Raw genomic sequence first — 16,384 nt, 5'->3', positions numbered from 1 at the left:
TCATTTCTGGAGCGACCGCATGACCGATCGCGACATCACCGGACTGGTGGCGAAAGCCCCTCTCGACCAGCGCATCGCGCAGATCGTGCGTCCCACCGTCGAAGGCATGGGCTTCGAGCTGGTGCGCCTGCGCTACATGGGCGGCGCTAAGCGCGCGACCCTGCAGATCATGGCCGAACGCCCCGACGGCACCATGGAGGTCGACGACTGCGCCGACCTCTCCCGCGCCGTCTCGGCCGCGCTCGACGTCGACGACCCCGTGGAGGGCGCCTACGCGCTCGAGGTCTCGTCGCCCGGCATCGACCGCCCCCTGACCCGGCTGAAGGACTTCGAGCGCTTCGCCGGCTGGGAGTGCAAGCTCGAGACCAACGAGCTGATCGACGGCCGCAAGCGCTTCAAGGGCGAGCTGGAGGGGGTCGAGGACGACGAGGTCCTGATCCGCATCCCCGAAGGCGTGATCGGCCTGAAGTTCGAGTGGATCGCCGACGCCAAGCTGCTGCTGAGCGACGCGCTGATCGCCGAGTCGCTCAAGGCCCGCAAGGCCGCCGGCACCGCCCAGCCGGACATGGACGAATCTCTCTACGACGACATCGAGGACGCCTCCGACGACGACGCGGACGGCGACGACGAGGAGGATGACGATGGTCAGCGCCAACAGGCTTGAGCTCCTGCAGATCGCCGACGCGGTCGCGCGCGAGAAGCTGATCGACCCCGGCCTCGTGATCGAGGCGATGGAGGACAGCCTGGCCAAGGCCGCGCGCTCCCGCTACGGCGCCGAGTACGACATCCGCGCCGAGATCGACCGCAAGACCGGCGAGCTGCGCATGTCCCGCGCCCGCGAGGTCGTCGAGGAGGTGGAGAACCACTTCACCGAGATCGCGCTCAGCGAAGCCCGCGCCATGAACCCCGAGGCCGAGCCCGGCGACTTCATCGCCGAGCCGCTGCCGACGCTGGAGTTCGGCCGCATCGCCGCCCAGACCGCCAAGCAGGTCATCGTGCAGAAGGTCCGCGAGGCCGAGCGCGAGCGCCAGTACGACGAGTTCAAGGACCGCGTCGGCACGATCATCAACGGCGTGGTGAAGCGGGTCGAATACGGCAACGTCATCGTCGACCTCGGCCGGGGCGAGGGCGTGATCCGTCGCGACCAGCTGATCCCGCGCGAGATGTACCGCAACGGCGACCGCATCCGCGCCTTCATCCGCGACGTCCGCGCCGAGACCCGCGGCCCGCAGATCTTCCTCTCGCGCACCGCGCCCGAGTTCATGTCCGAGCTCTTCAAGATGGAAGTGCCGGAGATCTACGACGGCGTGATCGAGGTGAAGGCCGTGGCCCGCGACCCCGGCTCGCGCGCCAAGATCGGCGTGATCTCGCACGACAGCTCCATCGACCCCGTCGGCGCCTGCGTCGGCATGAGGGGCTCGCGCGTGCAGGCCGTGGTCTCCGAGCTCTCGGGCGAGAAGATCGACATCATCCCGTGGTCCGAGGACCCGGCGACCTTCATCGTCAACGCCCTGCAGCCCGCCGAGGTGGCCAAGGTCGTGCTCGACGAGGACGCGCGCCGCATCGAGGTGGTGGTGCCCGACGAGCAGCTGTCGCTCGCCATCGGCCGCCGCGGCCAGAACGTGCGCCTCGCCAGCCAGCTCACCGGCTGGGACATCGACATCCTGACGGAGGAGGAGGAATCCGCCCGCCGCCAGGCCGAGTTCGCCGAGCGCACCAACCTGTTCATGGAGACCATGAACGTCGACGAATTCGTCGCCCAGCTGCTGGTCTCCGAGGGTTTCACCACCCTCGAGGAAGTCGCCTACGTCGAGATGGACGAGCTTCTGTCCATCGAGGGCGTGGACGAGGAGACCGCCGAGGAGCTCCAGGCCCGCGCCCGCGAGAGCCTCGAGGAGCTCAACCAGCAGGCGCTGGAGAAGGCGCGCGAGCTGGGCGTGAAGGACGACCTGGTTGAATTCGAGGGGCTCACGCCCCAGATGATCCTGGCGCTGGCGCAGGACGGCGTCCTCACGCTCGAGGATTTCGCCACCTGCGCGGACTGGGAGCTTGCCGGCGGCTGGACCGTCGTGGACGGCAAGCGCCAGAAGGACGACGGCGTGCTCGAGCCCTTCGACGTCAGCCTCGAGGAAGCGCAGGCCATGGTCATGCGTGCGCGGCTCGGCCTCGGCTGGGTCACCGAGGAGGACCTCGCCGCCGCCGAAGAGGGCGACGCGGCCGAGGCGGAGGCCGAGGCCTGATCGCGGCTCCCGGCACGGAGGGCGCGATCATGACCCGAGGCGGACGACGCAAGGACCGCGAAACCGGTCCCGAGCGGCGCTGCATCGTCACCGGTGAGAGCGGATCGACCTTCGGGCTGATCCGCTTCGTGGTGGGGCCCGACGGCGAGATCGTTCCCGATCTCGCCGAAAAGCTCCCCGGCCGGGGCGTCTGGCTGAGTTCGGACCGCGACTCGCTGCGCACCGCGGTGAAGAAGCGGGCCTTCTCGCGGGCGGCGCGGACGCAGGTGACGGTTCCCGAGGGGCTCGAGGAGCTCCTCGAATCGTTGCTGGCGCGCCGCGCGGTCGATTCGCTGGGCCTCGCCAGGAAGGCGGGGCTTGCGGTGACGGGGTTCGAGAAGGTAAAGGCTCGCCTCAAGCAGGGTCCGACGGCCGCGCTGCTCCATGCGCGCGACGGCTCGGACCAGGGCCTGGGCAAGCTTCGCCCGCTGGCCCGGGGATCTTCCGTGGTGAATGTCCTTTCCAGCGAAGAACTGGGATTGGCCTTCGGGCGGGACTATGTGATACACGCCGCGCTTGACGCCGGCGGAGCCGCGGACCGTTTCCTCCGGGAGGCGGAGCGGCTGGCGGGCTTCCGGCCCACCGCGCTTCCCCCCTGGGGCGACGCCGGGCCGGACCCGGACCCGGCCGGAAGCGGGGGTGAGGATCGCCAGACCGGCGACGACCCTGCCGGGAGAATCGCTTCTCCGGCAGAGGGTCGCCGGGAAATCGACCCCAAGGCGGGGCCGGCCTGACCGGCGCCGCGGAAGAACGAGAGGGGCGCCGCCGTCCGGCGGGGCCCTGATGGCCGTGGAGGGGTCCCGGACCCCGCCGCGAAACGCAGCCGGGCGCCGAGACCAGGTCCGGCGATCAGCTTGGCGCGAAGGCGAACAGGACGTTGATGGACGACAGAATGGACGGCAACGACAAATCCGGCGGCATGAAGACCCGATCGCGTCCCGGCGGCGAAGGCCCCGGGCGCGTGCGGCAGAGCTTCAGCCATGGCCGGACGAAGTCGGTCGTGGTGGAGACCAAGCGCAGCAAGAAGCTGACGAAGCCGGGCGAGGCCGCGCCTGCGGCCGCCGCCCCCGCTTCGCCGGCTTCCGGCGGCGCGGCCGCGCCCCGGCCCTCCGTGGCCTCGGGCCTGCGCGGGGGCTCCGGCTCCGTGCGCCCGACCGGCGGCGCCGAGGCCCCCGCGGCCGCGGCCGCCCAGCGCGCGGCGGGCTCCGACGCGAAGCCCCAGCGCCGTCAGGGCAAGGGCAACGTGCTGAAAAGCCTGTCGCCCGAGGAATATGAGCGCCGCAAGAAGGCGCTCGAGGCAGCCAAGCAGAACGAAGGCGCCCGCCGCGCCAAGGAAGAAGCCGAGGCCAAGGAACGCGAGGCCGAGCGCCAGCGCCTTCTGAAAGAGAAGGAAGAGCGCGAGCGCAAGGAGGCCGAGGAGCAGATCCGCCGCGAGCGCGAGGAGTCCGAGCGGCTCGCCGCCGAGGAGGAAGCCCGCAAGAAGGCCGACGCCGACAAGAAGGAGCGCGAGCGCGCCAAGGCGGAGCGCGAAGCCGCCCGCATCGCCGCGCCCGATCCGGCCTCCGCCCCCCCTGCCGAGGGCGAGGGCAAGGACCGCACCATGCGCGGCACGCCGCCGCCGCGTCGCGCGGCGCCTGCCGACGACAAGAAGCCCAGCCGCGGCCGCGGCGCCGACGAGCGTCGGCGCTCCGGCAAGCTGACCATCTCTTCGGCGACCTCGGGCGACGAGGGCGGGCGCCAGCGCTCGCTCGCCGCCATGCGCCGCAAGCAGGAGCGTCAGAAGCGCCAGATGGGCGGCCGCGGGCCCGAGCGTGAAAAGGTCATGCGCGACGTGAACGTGCCTGACGCGATCACGGTGCAGGAGCTCGCCAACCGCATGGCCGAACGCGCCGCGGACGTGGTCAAGATGCTGTTCAAGTCGGGCATGATGGTCACCATCAACGACACGCTCGACGCGGACACCGCGGCCCTCGTGGTCGAGGAGTTCGGCCACACGGTCGTGCGCGTCTCCGACTCGGACGTCGAGGACGCGATCTCCACCACCGTCGACTCCGAGGGCGAGCTGAAGCCGCGCGCCCCGGTGGTGACGATCATGGGCCACGTCGACCACGGCAAGACCTCGCTGCTGGACGCGATCCGCAAGGCCAACGTCGTCTCCGGCGAGGCCGGCGGCATCACCCAGCACATCGGCGCCTACCAGGTGACGACGGACTCGGGCGCGCCGGTGACCTTCCTCGACACGCCGGGCCACGCCGCCTTCACCTCGATGCGCGCCCGCGGCGCGCAGGTGACGGACATCGTGATCCTGGTGGTCGCGGCGGACGACGCGGTGATGCCCCAGACGATCGAGGCGATCCACCACGCGAAGGCGGCGAACGTGCCGATCATCGTGGCGATCAACAAGTGCGACAAGCCGGACGCGAACCCCCAGAAGGTGCGCACCGACCTGCTGCAGCATGAGATCGTGGTCGAGGAGATGTCCGGCGACGTGCAGGACGTCGAGGTCTCGGCCAAGACCGGCATGGGTCTCGACACCCTGCTCGAGGCCGTGGCCCTGCAGGCCGAGATCCTCGAGCTGAAGGCCAACCCCGAGCGCGAGGCCGAGGGCGCCGTGATCGAGGCCAAGCTCGACACCGGCCGCGGCCCCGTGGCCACCGTGCTGGTCCAGCGCGGCACCCTGAAGCGCGGCGACATCTTCGTGGTCGGCGAGCAGTGGGGCCGCGTGCGCGCCCTGATCAACGACCAGGGCGAGCGCGTCGACGAGGCAGGTCCCTCGGTTCCGGTCGAGGTCCTGGGTCTCCAGGGCACGCCGGCCGCCGGCGACGTGCTGAACGTGGTCGAGTCCGAGGGCAAGGCCCGCGAGATCGCCGACTACCGCCAGCGCAAGGCCAAGGAGAAGCAGGCCGCCGCCGGCGCCCGCGGCACGCTCGATCAGCTGCTGGCCCAGGCCAAGGCCGACGAGAACGTGGCCGAGCTGCCGGTGCTGGTGAAGGCCGACGTGCAGGGCTCCGCCGAGGCGATCGTCCAGGCGCTGGAGAAGATCGGCAACGAGGACGTCCGCGTCCGCGTGGTCCACTCCGGCGTCGGCGCGATCACCGAGACCGACGTGGGCCTGGCCGAGGCGTCGAACATGCCGGTGATCGGCTTCAACGTCCGCGCCAACGCGCCGGCCCGCGAAGCCGCCAACCAGAAGGGCGTGGAGATCCGGTACTACTCGGTGATCTACGACCTGGTGGACGACGTGAAGATGGCCGCCCAGGGTCTTCTCAAGCCGGAGGTCCGCGAGACCTTCATCGGCTACGCGAAGATCAAGGAGGTCTTCAAGGTCACCGGCGTGGGCAAGGTCGCGGGCTGCGAGGTCACCGAGGGCGTGGCGCGCAAGTCGGCGGGCGTCCGCCTGCTGCGCGACGACGTGGTGATCCACGAGGGCAAGCTGAAGACGCTGAAGCGCTTCAAGGACGAGGTGAACGAGGTTCGCTCCGGCCAGGAGTGCGGCATGGCCTTCCAGAACTACGAGGACATCCGCGAAGGCGACGTCATCGAGATCTTCACCACCCAGGAGGTGGAGCGCACCCTGTAACGGGACCGCGCTGGATCGGGAAACCGGAACGGCCGGGGCGAAAGCCCCGGCCGTTTCGCGTTCCGGGCCGCGCCGGCGCCCGGGATTTACGGGCCATAAACCTTCCCCGGCGCAGGGTCCGGCCGTTCCGACGCCCGCCCGCCCCTGCCGTTTCCGGGAGACCGCCGCGCATGACCATCCGGGCCCGCATCCTGCGCCTGACCCCCGCCGCCGTGGCGATCCTTGCCGCGATCGCCGTGACCATCGTCGCGGCCTCGGTGTTCGAGGGCGCGGCCCGCGACCGCCAGGCGGAGGCGCAGCGCCGGCTGCACGCCGCCGACATGGCCCAGCTCGGATTCCTCGGCGCCGCCGAGGCGACGCTGCGCTTCGCCGCCGCCCCCTCCGACGCGATCGAGGCCGACTACCGGGCCGAGATGAGCCGCGCCGACGCCGCCGTGGCCGAGCTCGCCCAGGGCGGGGCCGCGCCCGAGGCCGCCGCCATCGCCCAGGCGCTCGAGCGTCACCGCGCCCTCTTCGACGAGCTGGTCGCGGCCGAACGCAGCCTCGGCTACGACGAAACCGCGGGGCTGGAGGGGGCGTTGCGCGCCTCGGTCCACGCCGCCGAGACCCGGCTGGAGGAGATCGGCTCGCCCGAGCTGACCGCCAAGATGCTGATGATGCGCCGGCACGAGAAGGACTTCATGCTGCGCAGCGACCCCGAATACGTCGCCCGCCTCGACGCCCGGATCGGAGAGTTCGCGGCCTTCCCCTCGTCGCTGTTCGCCTCTCCCGCCGCGCGGGACGGGATCCTGGACCTGCTCGCCGCCTACCGGGCCGACTTCCACCGCTTCGCCGAGGTGCGGGCCGCTTCCGCCGGCCTGCAGGTCCGGATGTCGGAGACGCTGGCCGGCGCCGCGCCCGCCTTCCGCGCGCTGACCGGCGCCGCCCGCGCCGAGGCGTCGGCCGCGGACGAGGCGGCGGGCTTCGCGGCCACCGCGCGCATGGCGGGGGTGGCGGTCTCGGTCGTGCTGGGGATCGCGGCGATGACCGTGATGACCCGCCGCCTCGCCGCCGCGGTCAGCCGCCCGCTGAGCGACACCGCCTCGGCGCTCTCCGACGTGGCCGACGGCCGCCCCGCCGACATGCGCGGGCGCGAGCGCGCCGACGAGATCGGCGACATCGCCCGCGCCTTCGACCGCCTGCAGGAGCGTCTGCGCCGCGAGGCGGAGACGCGGGAGGCCGAGCTGCGCGAGACCTCGCGCCGCGACGCCCGCCGCACGCAGGAGGAGGCCGAGGCCGCCCGCGCCGCCCAGGCCCGCACGAATCGGGTGATCGAGGCGATCGGCAGGGCGCTCGACCAGCTCGCCGCCGGCGATCTCGGCGCCCGCATGGGCGCGGAGGTCGACGGCGAGTTCGCGGCCCTGCGCGAGGCCTTCGACGACACGCTCATGCGGCTCTCCGACCTGGTGCGGCGCATCAAGGCCGCCAGCGCCGAGATCGTCTCGGCGACCGAGGGCTTCTCCGCCGCCTCCCGCGATCTCGGCGAGCGGACCTCCCGCCAGGCCGCTTCGCTGGAGGAGACGGCGGCGACGGTGGAGCAGATCTCGGCCACCATCCGCAGCTCCGCCGACAGCGCGCGCCACGCCGACGCCGGCGTGCGCGAGGCCGCCCAGCGCGCCGACCGCGGCGGCGTGGTGGTGCGCGACGCGGTCGAGGCGATGGGCCGGATCGAGGACAGCGCCGGCCGGATCTCCGAGATCAACGCGGTGATCGACTCGATCGCCTTCCAGACCAACCTGCTGGCCCTGAACGCCGCCGTCGAGGCGGCCCGGGCCGGCGAGGCCGGCAAGGGCTTCGCCGTCGTCGCCTCCGAGGTCCGCACGCTCGCCCAGCGCAGCGCGGATGCGGCGCGCGACATTTCGGCCCTGATCGGCGAGAGCGCGGGCCATGTCGACCACGGCGCCCGCCTGGTGCGCGAGACCGGCGACGCGCTGGCGCAGATCGAGCAGTCGATCTCGGCCATCGTCGCCGACATCGCCGGCATCTCCTCGGCGAGCGCCGAGCAGGCGACGGCGGTGACCGAGATCGGCACGACGATCAGCGGCCTCGACGACGCCACCCAGCGCAACGCCCAGACCGCCGAGGACGGCGCCGCCCGCGCCGGCGCGCTGGCCGCCGAGGCCCGCGCCCTGAACGCCCTGGTCGACGCCTTCACCCTCGACGCCGCCCCCCGCCGCGCCGCCTGACCCCTTCCGCCGGTCCGGGCGGGCGCCCGCGGGGGCCTCGAACACCCCCGGCCCACCGGCCGGGGGGCCGCCCGGCGCCGCGCGCAAGCCCTCGGCCGACGCCGCGCCCGCGCCCCTGCCGGCGACCGCGCCGGCGTCAGAATCACCGTCGGAGGCAGGGTCGGCGTCACCGTCCGAGGCAGGGTCGGCGCGCCGCCGACGGCGCCGGCCTCGTCCGGCCTCGCTCCGGCATCTCCCCGGCGCAGCCCGGAGGGCGGGCCGCGGGGCGCGATCAGCCCCGCGGCCCGCCCTCTTCCAGCCAGCGCCGGGCCTCCGGGTCGGGGACCAGCTCCGCCATCCGCTCGGCGTAGCGGGGCAGCGCCGCCTGCGGCACCGTCTCCCGCCAGCGCCCGGCGCCGCCCTTGGCGAAGAAGCCGGCGTCGTCGAACCAGAAGCCCGTGCCGGGCTCGGGGACATAGCGGTCGGCCTGCGCGCGCATGGCCTCGAAGGCCGTCGCCGCGACGATGGCGTCGACCAGCGCCGGCGCCGCCTCGACCCCGATCGCCTTCGCCAGCCGCACCACCGCCCCGCGGTGGTCGGCGACCATGTCGGCGTAATGCATCGCCAGCAGGTCCGGCAGGCGCCCCGACAGCGCCGTCTCGCGATAGTGCCGGGTCACCGTGTCCAGGGTGTCCTCGTCGAAGGCGTCGAGCTCCGCCGGATCCTCCAGATACCCCGCCAGCGCCTCGTCCAGCGGCCGCCGCAGCCGGTGGAAGGCCCCCGCCGTGGCCCGGTTGGCGACGTGGGAGCGCAGCGAGACGAAGACGTCCAGCGGGTGGCGGTAGACCGCGATCACCGTCACCCCCTCCCACACCGGAAAGCCGTCGGCGGGGGTGTGGGTCTTCACCACGCGCCGCCCGGTCTGCGCGGCCAGCTGCGCGCGCACCGCCTCCGGGTCGCCCAGCGCCGAGTCGACCCAGGGGCTGATCGCCCCGATCCGGTCCGTCAGCTCCGCCTTCCCCGCCAGCAGCATGGCGACGATGGTCTGGGTCCAGGTGGTCCCGCATTTCGGCGGCGTGCAGACCAGCACGTCGCCCCGGCGCGGGACCCAGGTGGACCACCGCTCGGGACAGGTGACGTCGCCGCGATAGGTCGCGTCGGCGGGTCGGATCTCGGCTGCGCGCGTCATGGCTCCCCCCTGGTTCGCCGCCAGCCTAGGCCCGCGCCGAATCCCGGTCCAGCGCCTGCCGCCTCCGGCTGGATTCCGCCATGCGAATCGGCTCAGCATCCGGACCGACGCAACGGCAGCCGACGGGAGCGGCAGGAACCATGGCGGGCGAGACGACGGTGCTGGCGGGAACCACCAAGGGCGTGTTCCTGATCGAGGGCGACCCCGCCCGCCGCCGCTGGACGGTGCGCGGCCCGTTCTGCGACGGCTGGCCGATCAACCACGTGATCGGCGACCCCGCCACCGGCCGCCTGTGGGCCTGCGGCGGGGGCGAGTGGCCCGGCGCCGGCGTCTGGCGCTCGACCGACGGGGGCGAGAGCTGGACGCTCAGCCTCTTCGCCAACGGCCAGTTCGACGAGATGCTGGCCAACGACCCCGAGGTCCGCGCCTATGTGGGCCGCGACCCGAACCCGCCCGCGCCCTTCACCGGCGAGATCGAGGCGCTGTGGTCGCTGGCGCTCGCGGCCGACGGCACGCTCTACGCCGGGGCCAAGCCCGCCACGCTCTTCGCCAGCCGCGACGGGGGCGAGCGCTGGGAGAAGGTGCAGGGCCTCTCCGACCACCCCTCCCGCGACAGCTGGCAGCCGGGGGGCGCCGGCCTGACCCTGCACACCATCGTCCCCGCCCCCGCCGACCCCGCGCGCCTGTGGCTGGGCATCTCGGCCGCCGGCGTCTTCGCGACCGAGGACGCGGGCGCCACGTGGGAGCGGCGCAACCGCCGCGACAACGCCGAGCCCCACCGTGACGACGACGGCCACGGGCACGACCCCGCCGAGGTCGGCCACTGCGTGCACAACATGGTCCGCGCCCCGGGTCCCGCGGGGGAGGACCTGCTCTACCAGCAGAACCACCACGGCGTGTTCCGCTCGTCGGACGGCGGGCGAAGCTGGCACGAGATCGGCGCGGGCCTGCCCTCCACCTTCGGCTTCCCGGTCGCGGTGCACCCCCGCGACCCGCAGACCCTGTGGACCCTGCCCCTGAACGGCGACAGCATCGGCCGCTTCCCGCCCGAGGCCGCGGCCGCGGTCTGGCGCTCCCGCGACGGGGGGGCGAGCTGGGAGGCGCGGCGCGACGGCCTCCCCCAGCAGGCCTGCCATTTCACCGTCCTGCGCCAGGCGATGGCGGTGGATCGCCACGCGCCGGCGGGGGTCTATTTCGGCACCAACAGCGGCTCGATCTTCATCTCCGCCGACGAGGGCGAGACCTGGGACGAGCCGGTGCGCCACCTGCCCACCGTGCTCTCGGTCGAGGTGCTGCAGCGGGCCTGAGGCTGGACCGACCCTCCCCGCCGCGCTACCCCGGCGGGAAAGGAGACGCCGATGCTCGACCTCGCCGCTTTCGCCGACGACCTCGCCGCCCGCGCCGCGGCGCTGCCCCCTGGCCGGCGCCTGCTGGCCGCGCTGGCGGGCCCGCCGGGCGCGGGAAAATCCACGGCGGCGGAGGCGGTCGCGGCTCGGGTCACGACCCTCGGCCAGCCCGCCCAGGCGGTGCCGATGGACGGGTTCCACTACGACGACGCCGTGCTGCGCGAGCGCGGCCTGCTGGCGATGAAGGGCGCGCCGGAGACCTTCGACGTCGCCGGCCTCGCCGCGCTGCTCGACCGGCTGCAACCGATGCAGGAGGTCGCCGTCCCCCTCTTCGACCGCACGCTGGAGATCTCCCGCGCCGGCGCCCGCATCGTGCCGGCCCAGACCCGGGTGATCGTGGTCGAGGGCAACTGGCTGCTGCTCGACGAGGCGCCGTGGGACGCCATCGCGCCGCGCTTCGACGTCCGCGCCCTGCTGACCTGCCCCATCGAGACCCTGCGCGAAAGACTGACCCGCCGCTGGCAGGACCTGGATTTCCCGCCCGAGGCCATCGCGCGCAAGCTCGACGCGGTGGACCTGCCCAACGCCCGGCGGGTGCTGGCCGGATCGTCGCGGGCGGACGTGGAGGTGGACGGGACCGACCCCGCCGCCCTCTAATCATTGCGCCGCCCCCCCGTCGGCGTTATGACGCGGCCCTCTTTCCGCAGGAGACTGTCATGCACCGCTCCCGGCACGGCGAAGGCCGCGGCCCCTCCCAGCGCCAGTTGAAGGTCGGCGAGCTCGTTCGCCGGGCCGTCTCCGACGTGCTGATGCGCGGCGACCTGCACGACCCCGACCTCGAGCGCTTCTCGATCACGGTCTCCGAGGCCCGGATGTCCCCCGACCTGCGCCATGCGGAGATCTTCGTGATGCCGCTGGGCGGCGCCGGCGAGGACGAGGTGGTGGCGCTCCTGGACCGCAACCGGCAGGAGCTGCGCCGCGCGGTGACCCGCGAGGTGAAGCTGAAGTTCTCCCCCGACCTGCGCTTCCGCCTCGACCGCAGCTTCGACCGCATGGACGAGACGCGCCGCCTGCTCGCCGACGACCGGGTGAAGCGCGACCTCGACGAGGACGACGCGCCCGAGGACGACGACGGCGAGGCGCGCTGAGCCATGGGCCGGCGCAGGAACGGCCGCGACGTCCACGGCTGGCTGATCATCGACAAGCCGCTGGGCGTGGGCTCGACCGAGGTGGTCTCCAAGGCCCGCTGGGCGCTGCAGGCGAAGAAGGCGGGCCACGCGGGCACGCTCGACCCGCTGGCGACCGGCGTCCTCGCCGTGGCCTTCGGCGAGGCGACCAAGACCGTGCCCTTCGTGACCGACAGCGAGAAGGGCTACCGCTTCACCGTCCGCCTCGGCCAGCGCACCACCACCGACGACCGCGAGGGGCCGGTGGTCCAGACCTCCGACCTCCGCCCCACCGACGACGAGATCCGCGCCGCGCTCGCGCCCTTCCGCGGCGACATCCAGCAGGTCCCCCCCCAGTTCTCGGCCGTGAAGGTCGACGGCGAGCGCGCCTACGACATCGCCCGCGACGGCGAGACCATGGAGCTGGCCGCCCGGCCGCTGCATGTCTCGCGCCTGGAGCTGGTCGCCCGCCCCGACCCCGACCATGCCGAGCTGGAGATGGTCTGCGGCAAGGGCGGCTACGTCCGCTCCATCGCCCGCGACCTTGGCGAGGCGCTGGGATGCCACGGGCACGTGGCCGCCCTGCGCCGCACCTTCGCGGGCCCGTTCCGGGTCGAGGACGCGAAGATCGCCTTCGCGGACCTGGACTCGCTCCGCGACGCGCCCGAGACGGCGCCCCTCGCGCCGCTCGAGATCGGCCTCGCCGACCTGCCCGAGGTGCGGGTGAGCGAACAGGCCGTCGCCGACCTGCGCCAGGGCCGCCTCGGCGCCGCCGTCCATGCCCCCGAGGGCCTGGCCTGGGGAGCGCCCTGCTGGGCCTCGCGCGGGGGCGAGGCCGTCGCGGTGGGCGTCTGGGAAGGCGGCCGGGTCAAACCCAATCGCGTCTTCGTGCGCGAGGGCTGACGCCCCGCCGTCCCGCGCCACGGCGGGCGCGCGCTAGTCTTCGGCAGCGGCGGGACAAGAGCCTCACGCGAATTTTTACGTCGTGATCCCATGGGCTTGGGGCTTCGTAGAGGGATCCGAGACGTCGATGACGGCGTCCCGGACGCAAGCGAAAGGAGCCCCCCATGTTCCGCACCCTTCCCGCCGCCCGCACTTCCCTGGCGCTGGCCGCCGCCGCCCTGGCCGGCGTCGCCGCCACCGCCGCCTGGGCCGACTCCCACGCCGCCAAGAAGACCATCGTCGAGATCGCCCAGGAGAACGGGAACTTCACCACCCTCGTCGCCGCCGTGCAGGAGGCGGGCCTCGTCGAGACCCTGTCGGGCGAGGGTCCGTTCACCGTCTTCGCCCCCACCGACGCCGCCTTCGAGGCCCTGCCCGAGGGCGTCCTCGAAGACCTGCTCGCCGACCCCGAGGCGCTGACCGCGGTGCTGACCTACCACGTGATCCCGGCGGCGGTGATGTCCTCCGACCTCTCCGACGGGATGACGGCGACCACCGTCTCGGGCGACGACGTGACCATCGCCATCGAGGGCGACGCGGTGAGGGTGAACGGCGCGACCGTGACCATGGCCGACATCGAGGCCTCGAACGGCGTGATCCACGTGATCGACACGGTGATCGTCCCGGCGTCCTGACCCGGGCCGGTCGCCTCGCCCGGGGTCCGATTCCTCGCTCCGGACCCCGGGCGTCCCCTTCCGTCCATGCCATCCGGTCGGAAGGGGCGGGGGGCCGTCCGCATCCGGCCCCCCGATCTCCGCTCCCGGCCGCTCAGCCCAGCAGGCCGGTCGCGCCGTCGAAGACCAGCTTGGTCCCGGTGATCGCCAGCAGGGCGTAGAGCACCCGGAAATACCACCGCTCCGGCACGTGGGTATGGGCCCAGACCCCGGCGAGGAAGCCCAGCACCGCCAGCGGGGCCAGCGCCAGCGCCGCCATCGGCTGGCCCTGGCCGAACAGGCCCACCGCCCAGTAGGGCCCCAGCTTCACGATGTTGACCCACCAGAACAGGATCACCGTGGTCGCCTGGTAGGTGGTCTTCTCCAGCCCCCGGCCCAGCAGGTAGATCGCCGCCGGCGGCCCGCCGGCGTGGCTGGCGAAGCTGGTGAAGCCGCAGACCGCCCCCCAGAAGCCGCCCCGCGCGCCGGAATAGGGCCGCCCGCCGCCGCCCGCCATCCAGCCCCGCGCCCGGGCGAGCTGGAAGGCGAGGAACCCCAGCGCGATCAGCCCGATCAGCAGGCGCAGCCCGTCGGTGGGAATCAGCGTCACGACCGCCGCCCCCAGCGCGATCCCGGGCACGGCGCCGGCCATCAGCGCGCGCGCGTCGGGCCAGCTCCACCGGCCCCGGTAGGCGCGCAGCCCCGTCAGGTCCATCACGCACAGCAGCGGCAGCATCACCCCCACGGCGACTTCCGGCGGCAGGACCAGCGCCATGATCGGGGTCGCCGCGAAGCCCGCCCCGCCCCCGAATCCGCCCTTCGAGATCCCCGCCACCAGCACCGCAGGCGCAGCGGCGGCGAGGAAAAGCGGATCGAACGGGTCGACGGTCATGGGGATCCTTTCGCGTGAAACCGCTGAGGCGGGGCGTGAAATCGGCCGGCGCCGGCGGCGGCCGGCCCGCGCCCGCGCCGCGCAAGTTTCGTTCGCGCTTGCGGCAGCGCCCGGAACGGAGTAGCCCCGAGCCCCGGATGACACCATTCGCGGGAGAGATCGCAAGATGTCCAGACCCAAGATCGCCCTGATCGGCGCCGGCCAGATCGGCGGCACCCTCGCCCACCTCGTCGGGCTGAAGGAACTGGGGGACGTCGTCCTCTTCGACATCGCCGAGGGCACGCCGCAGGGCAAGGCGCTCGACATCGCCGAGAGCTCGCCGGTCGACGGCTTCGACAGCGCCCTGACCGGCGCCAACGACTACGCCGCCATCGCGGGCGCGGACGTGTGCATCGTCACCGCCGGCGTGCCGCGCAAGCCGGGCATGTCGCGCGACGACCTGCTGGGCATCAACCTCAAGGTCATGAAGTCCGTGGGCGAGGGCATCGCGGCGAACGCGCCGAACGCCTTCGTGATCTGCATCACCAACCCGCTCGACGCGATGGTCTGGGCGCTGCAGAAGTTCTCGGGCCTGCCCAAGGAGAAGGTCGTCGGCATGGCCGGCGTGCTCGACTCCGCGCGCTTCCGCTACTTCCTGGCCGAGGAGTTCGGGGTGTCCGTGAAGGACGTCACCGCCTTCGTGCTGGGCGGCCACGGCGACACCATGGTGCCGCTGACCCGTTACTCCACCGTCGGCGGCATCCCGCTGCCCGACCTGGTGAAGATGGGCTGGACCACGCAGGAGAAGCTGGACGCCATCGTGCAGCGCACCCGCGACGGCGGCGCCGAGATCGTCGGCCTGCTGAAGACCGGCTCGGCCTTCTACGCCCCCGCCGCCTCCGCCATCGCCATGGCCGAGAGCTACCTCAAGGACCAGAAGCGCGTCCTGCCCTGCGCGGCGAACGTGGACGGCGCCTACGGGCTCGACGACATGTATGTGGGCGTGCCCACCGTGATCGGCGCCAAGGGCATCGAGAAGATCGTGGAGATCGAGCTCGACAAGTCCGAGAAGGCGATGCTCGACAAGTCGATCGAGGCCGTGAAGGGCCTGGTCGAGGCCTGCAAGGGCATCGACGGCTCGCTCGCCTGATCGCGCCTCGCAGCGTCTGAAAGCGCCCCCGCCCGGGAGACCGGGCGGGGGCGTTCGCGTTTCGGGCTCCGCCCCGCGGCCGCTAGAGCAGCGAGAGGTCGATCTCCGCCTCCGCGGCGGCGCCCCCCAGCCTCAGCAGATCGTCCAGGCGGGCGACGAGCGTCTCGGCGTCGAGATTGCGGATCAGCAGGTCGAGATCCGCCGCCGTCCCGTTGGCCGAGCCGTCGGCGAAGAGCCGCAGGCGGACGTCGTCCTCCAGCCCGTCGCGGCCGAGCGCGACCCGCTCGACGACGATGCGCTCGACCGCGGGCCCGTCCCGGCCGCCGATGCGCAGGACGTCCTCCTCGGCGGCGAAGTCCCGGACCGTGGTCTCGGCCGCGACGCGCTGGCCGCCCTGGCCGACGCCGCGGATCACGAACACGTCAGCACCCTCGCCTCCGATCAGGTCGTCGTAGCTGCCGGCCTCGACCACCAGCCGGTCGTCGCCCTCGCCGCCCCACAGGCCGTCGTCGCCGCGGCCGCCGAACAGCCGGTCGTCGCCGCGCCCGCCGAACAGGCCGTCGCCGCCCTGCTCGCCGTAGAGAAAGTCGTCGCGCCGCCCGCCGGCGAGCACGTCGCGGCCCAGGCCGCCGAACAGGAAGTCGGTCCCGTTCCCGCCCCAGGCGACGTCGTCGCCGCGATAGCCGTAGGCGGTGTCGACGCCCGGCCCCCCCTCCAGCCGGTCGTCCGCCTTGTAGCCCTGCAGAAGGTCGCGCCCGAAGCCGCCCTCGAGCTTGTCCCGGCGCGAGCCGCCGTGCAGCGTGTCGCCGCCGCCCAGGCCCAGGATCAGGTTGCGCAGATCGTCGTCGCCGATCAGCGTCTCGCCCGCCTCCGTGCCCACCGTCCGTTTCCGTGCCATACGCCGATCCCCCTGTTGACGCGACTGCCTGCCCCACCATCGGCCGAATGGCGCGCATAGGCCAGCGGCGTCCGCCTCCCGCTTGCCTCCCGCCCCCCCTTGCGCT

Annotated in this window: 14 protein-coding genes; 11 read left to right on the top strand and 3 right to left on the bottom strand. The window is 73.2% G+C overall.

Annotated elements, in window-relative coordinates:
* Nucleotides 1–34 precede the first annotated feature (34 nt).
* From rimP to BM064_RS21110, 5 genes are all read left to right on the top strand, one after another.
* Nucleotides 35–664: a ribosome maturation factor RimP gene (gene rimP, locus BM064_RS21130; protein WP_177236361.1), complete on the top strand. Its 630-nt coding sequence runs from the start codon at nucleotides 35–37 to the stop codon at nucleotides 662–664.
* On the top strand, nucleotides 636–2,240 hold the full coding sequence (gene nusA, locus BM064_RS21125) for a transcription termination factor NusA (protein ID WP_092863490.1): 1,605 nt from the start codon (nucleotides 636–638) through the stop codon (nucleotides 2,238–2,240). The genes rimP and nusA overlap by 29 nt, the downstream gene beginning before the upstream one ends.
* A gap of 29 nt (nucleotides 2,241–2,269) precedes the next feature.
* Nucleotides 2,270–3,013 (top strand): RNA-binding protein, encoded by a 744-nt coding sequence (locus BM064_RS21120; RefSeq protein ID WP_092863487.1) that lies wholly within the window; start codon nucleotides 2,270–2,272, stop codon nucleotides 3,011–3,013.
* Nucleotides 3,014–3,171: 158 nt separating this feature from the next.
* A complete protein-coding gene (gene infB, locus BM064_RS21115; RefSeq protein ID WP_425426186.1) occupies nucleotides 3,172–5,859 on the top strand; it encodes a translation initiation factor IF-2 in 2,688 nt (895 codons plus the stop codon).
* 170 nt (nucleotides 5,860–6,029) lie between these two features.
* Nucleotides 6,030–8,084: a methyl-accepting chemotaxis protein gene (locus BM064_RS21110; protein ID WP_092863485.1), complete on the top strand. Its 2,055-nt coding sequence runs from the start codon at nucleotides 6,030–6,032 to the stop codon at nucleotides 8,082–8,084.
* Between the two features lie 271 nt (nucleotides 8,085–8,355).
* On the opposite strand, the gene BM064_RS21105 is transcribed toward BM064_RS21110, so the two are convergent.
* On the bottom strand, nucleotides 8,356–9,252 hold the full coding sequence (locus tag BM064_RS21105) for a sulfotransferase domain-containing protein (protein ID WP_177236356.1): 897 nt from the start codon (nucleotides 9,250–9,252) through the stop codon (nucleotides 8,356–8,358).
* Between the two features lie 140 nt (nucleotides 9,253–9,392).
* On the opposite strand from BM064_RS21105, the gene BM064_RS21100 reads away from it, so the two are divergent.
* From BM064_RS21100 to BM064_RS21080, 5 genes are all read left to right on the top strand, one after another.
* Nucleotides 9,393–10,559 (top strand): WD40/YVTN/BNR-like repeat-containing protein, encoded by a 1,167-nt coding sequence (locus BM064_RS21100; RefSeq protein WP_092863479.1) that lies wholly within the window; start codon nucleotides 9,393–9,395, stop codon nucleotides 10,557–10,559.
* A 51-nt stretch (nucleotides 10,560–10,610) separates the two neighbouring features.
* Complete coding sequence (locus BM064_RS21095; protein ID WP_092863476.1) at nucleotides 10,611–11,255, top strand: nucleoside/nucleotide kinase family protein; 645 nt, start codon at nucleotides 10,611–10,613, stop codon at nucleotides 11,253–11,255.
* A gap of 59 nt (nucleotides 11,256–11,314) precedes the next feature.
* Complete coding sequence (rbfA, locus tag BM064_RS21090; RefSeq protein WP_092863473.1) at nucleotides 11,315–11,746, top strand: 30S ribosome-binding factor RbfA; 432 nt, start codon at nucleotides 11,315–11,317, stop codon at nucleotides 11,744–11,746.
* A gap of 3 nt (nucleotides 11,747–11,749) precedes the next feature.
* Nucleotides 11,750–12,667 carry a tRNA pseudouridine(55) synthase TruB gene (gene truB, locus BM064_RS21085; protein WP_092863470.1) on the top strand — a complete coding sequence of 306 codons (918 nt, stop codon included), beginning with the start codon at nucleotides 11,750–11,752 and terminating at the stop codon, nucleotides 12,665–12,667.
* A 164-nt stretch (nucleotides 12,668–12,831) separates the two neighbouring features.
* Nucleotides 12,832–13,341 (top strand): fasciclin domain-containing protein, encoded by a 510-nt coding sequence (locus BM064_RS21080; protein ID WP_092863467.1) that lies wholly within the window; start codon nucleotides 12,832–12,834, stop codon nucleotides 13,339–13,341.
* A gap of 133 nt (nucleotides 13,342–13,474) precedes the next feature.
* On the opposite strand, the gene BM064_RS21075 is transcribed toward BM064_RS21080, so the two are convergent.
* Nucleotides 13,475–14,251 carry a sulfite exporter TauE/SafE family protein gene (locus tag BM064_RS21075; protein WP_092863465.1) on the bottom strand — a complete coding sequence of 259 codons (777 nt, stop codon included), beginning with the start codon at nucleotides 14,249–14,251 and terminating at the stop codon, nucleotides 13,475–13,477.
* A gap of 166 nt (nucleotides 14,252–14,417) precedes the next feature.
* On the opposite strand from BM064_RS21075, the gene mdh reads away from it, so the two are divergent.
* The gene (gene mdh, locus BM064_RS21070) at nucleotides 14,418–15,380 is read left to right on the top strand and encodes a malate dehydrogenase (protein ID WP_092863463.1); all 963 of its coding nucleotides are present in this window, start codon (nucleotides 14,418–14,420) and stop codon (nucleotides 15,378–15,380) included.
* Nucleotides 15,381–15,462: 82 nt separating this feature from the next.
* Here mdh and BM064_RS21065 read toward each other — a convergent pair whose 3' ends face one another.
* The gene (locus BM064_RS21065; protein WP_177236355.1) at nucleotides 15,463–16,278 is read right to left on the bottom strand and encodes a calcium-binding protein; all 816 of its coding nucleotides are present in this window, start codon (nucleotides 16,276–16,278) and stop codon (nucleotides 15,463–15,465) included.
* Nucleotides 16,279–16,384: the final 106 nt, after the last annotated feature.

The sequence above is a fragment of the Albimonas pacifica genome (assembly GCF_900113695.1).
GTDB lineage: Bacteria > Pseudomonadota > Alphaproteobacteria > Rhodobacterales > Rhodobacteraceae > Albimonas > Albimonas pacifica.
The sequence above is the reverse complement of the archived record's forward strand: the minus strand, read 5'-3'. Positions and strand labels throughout refer to the sequence as shown.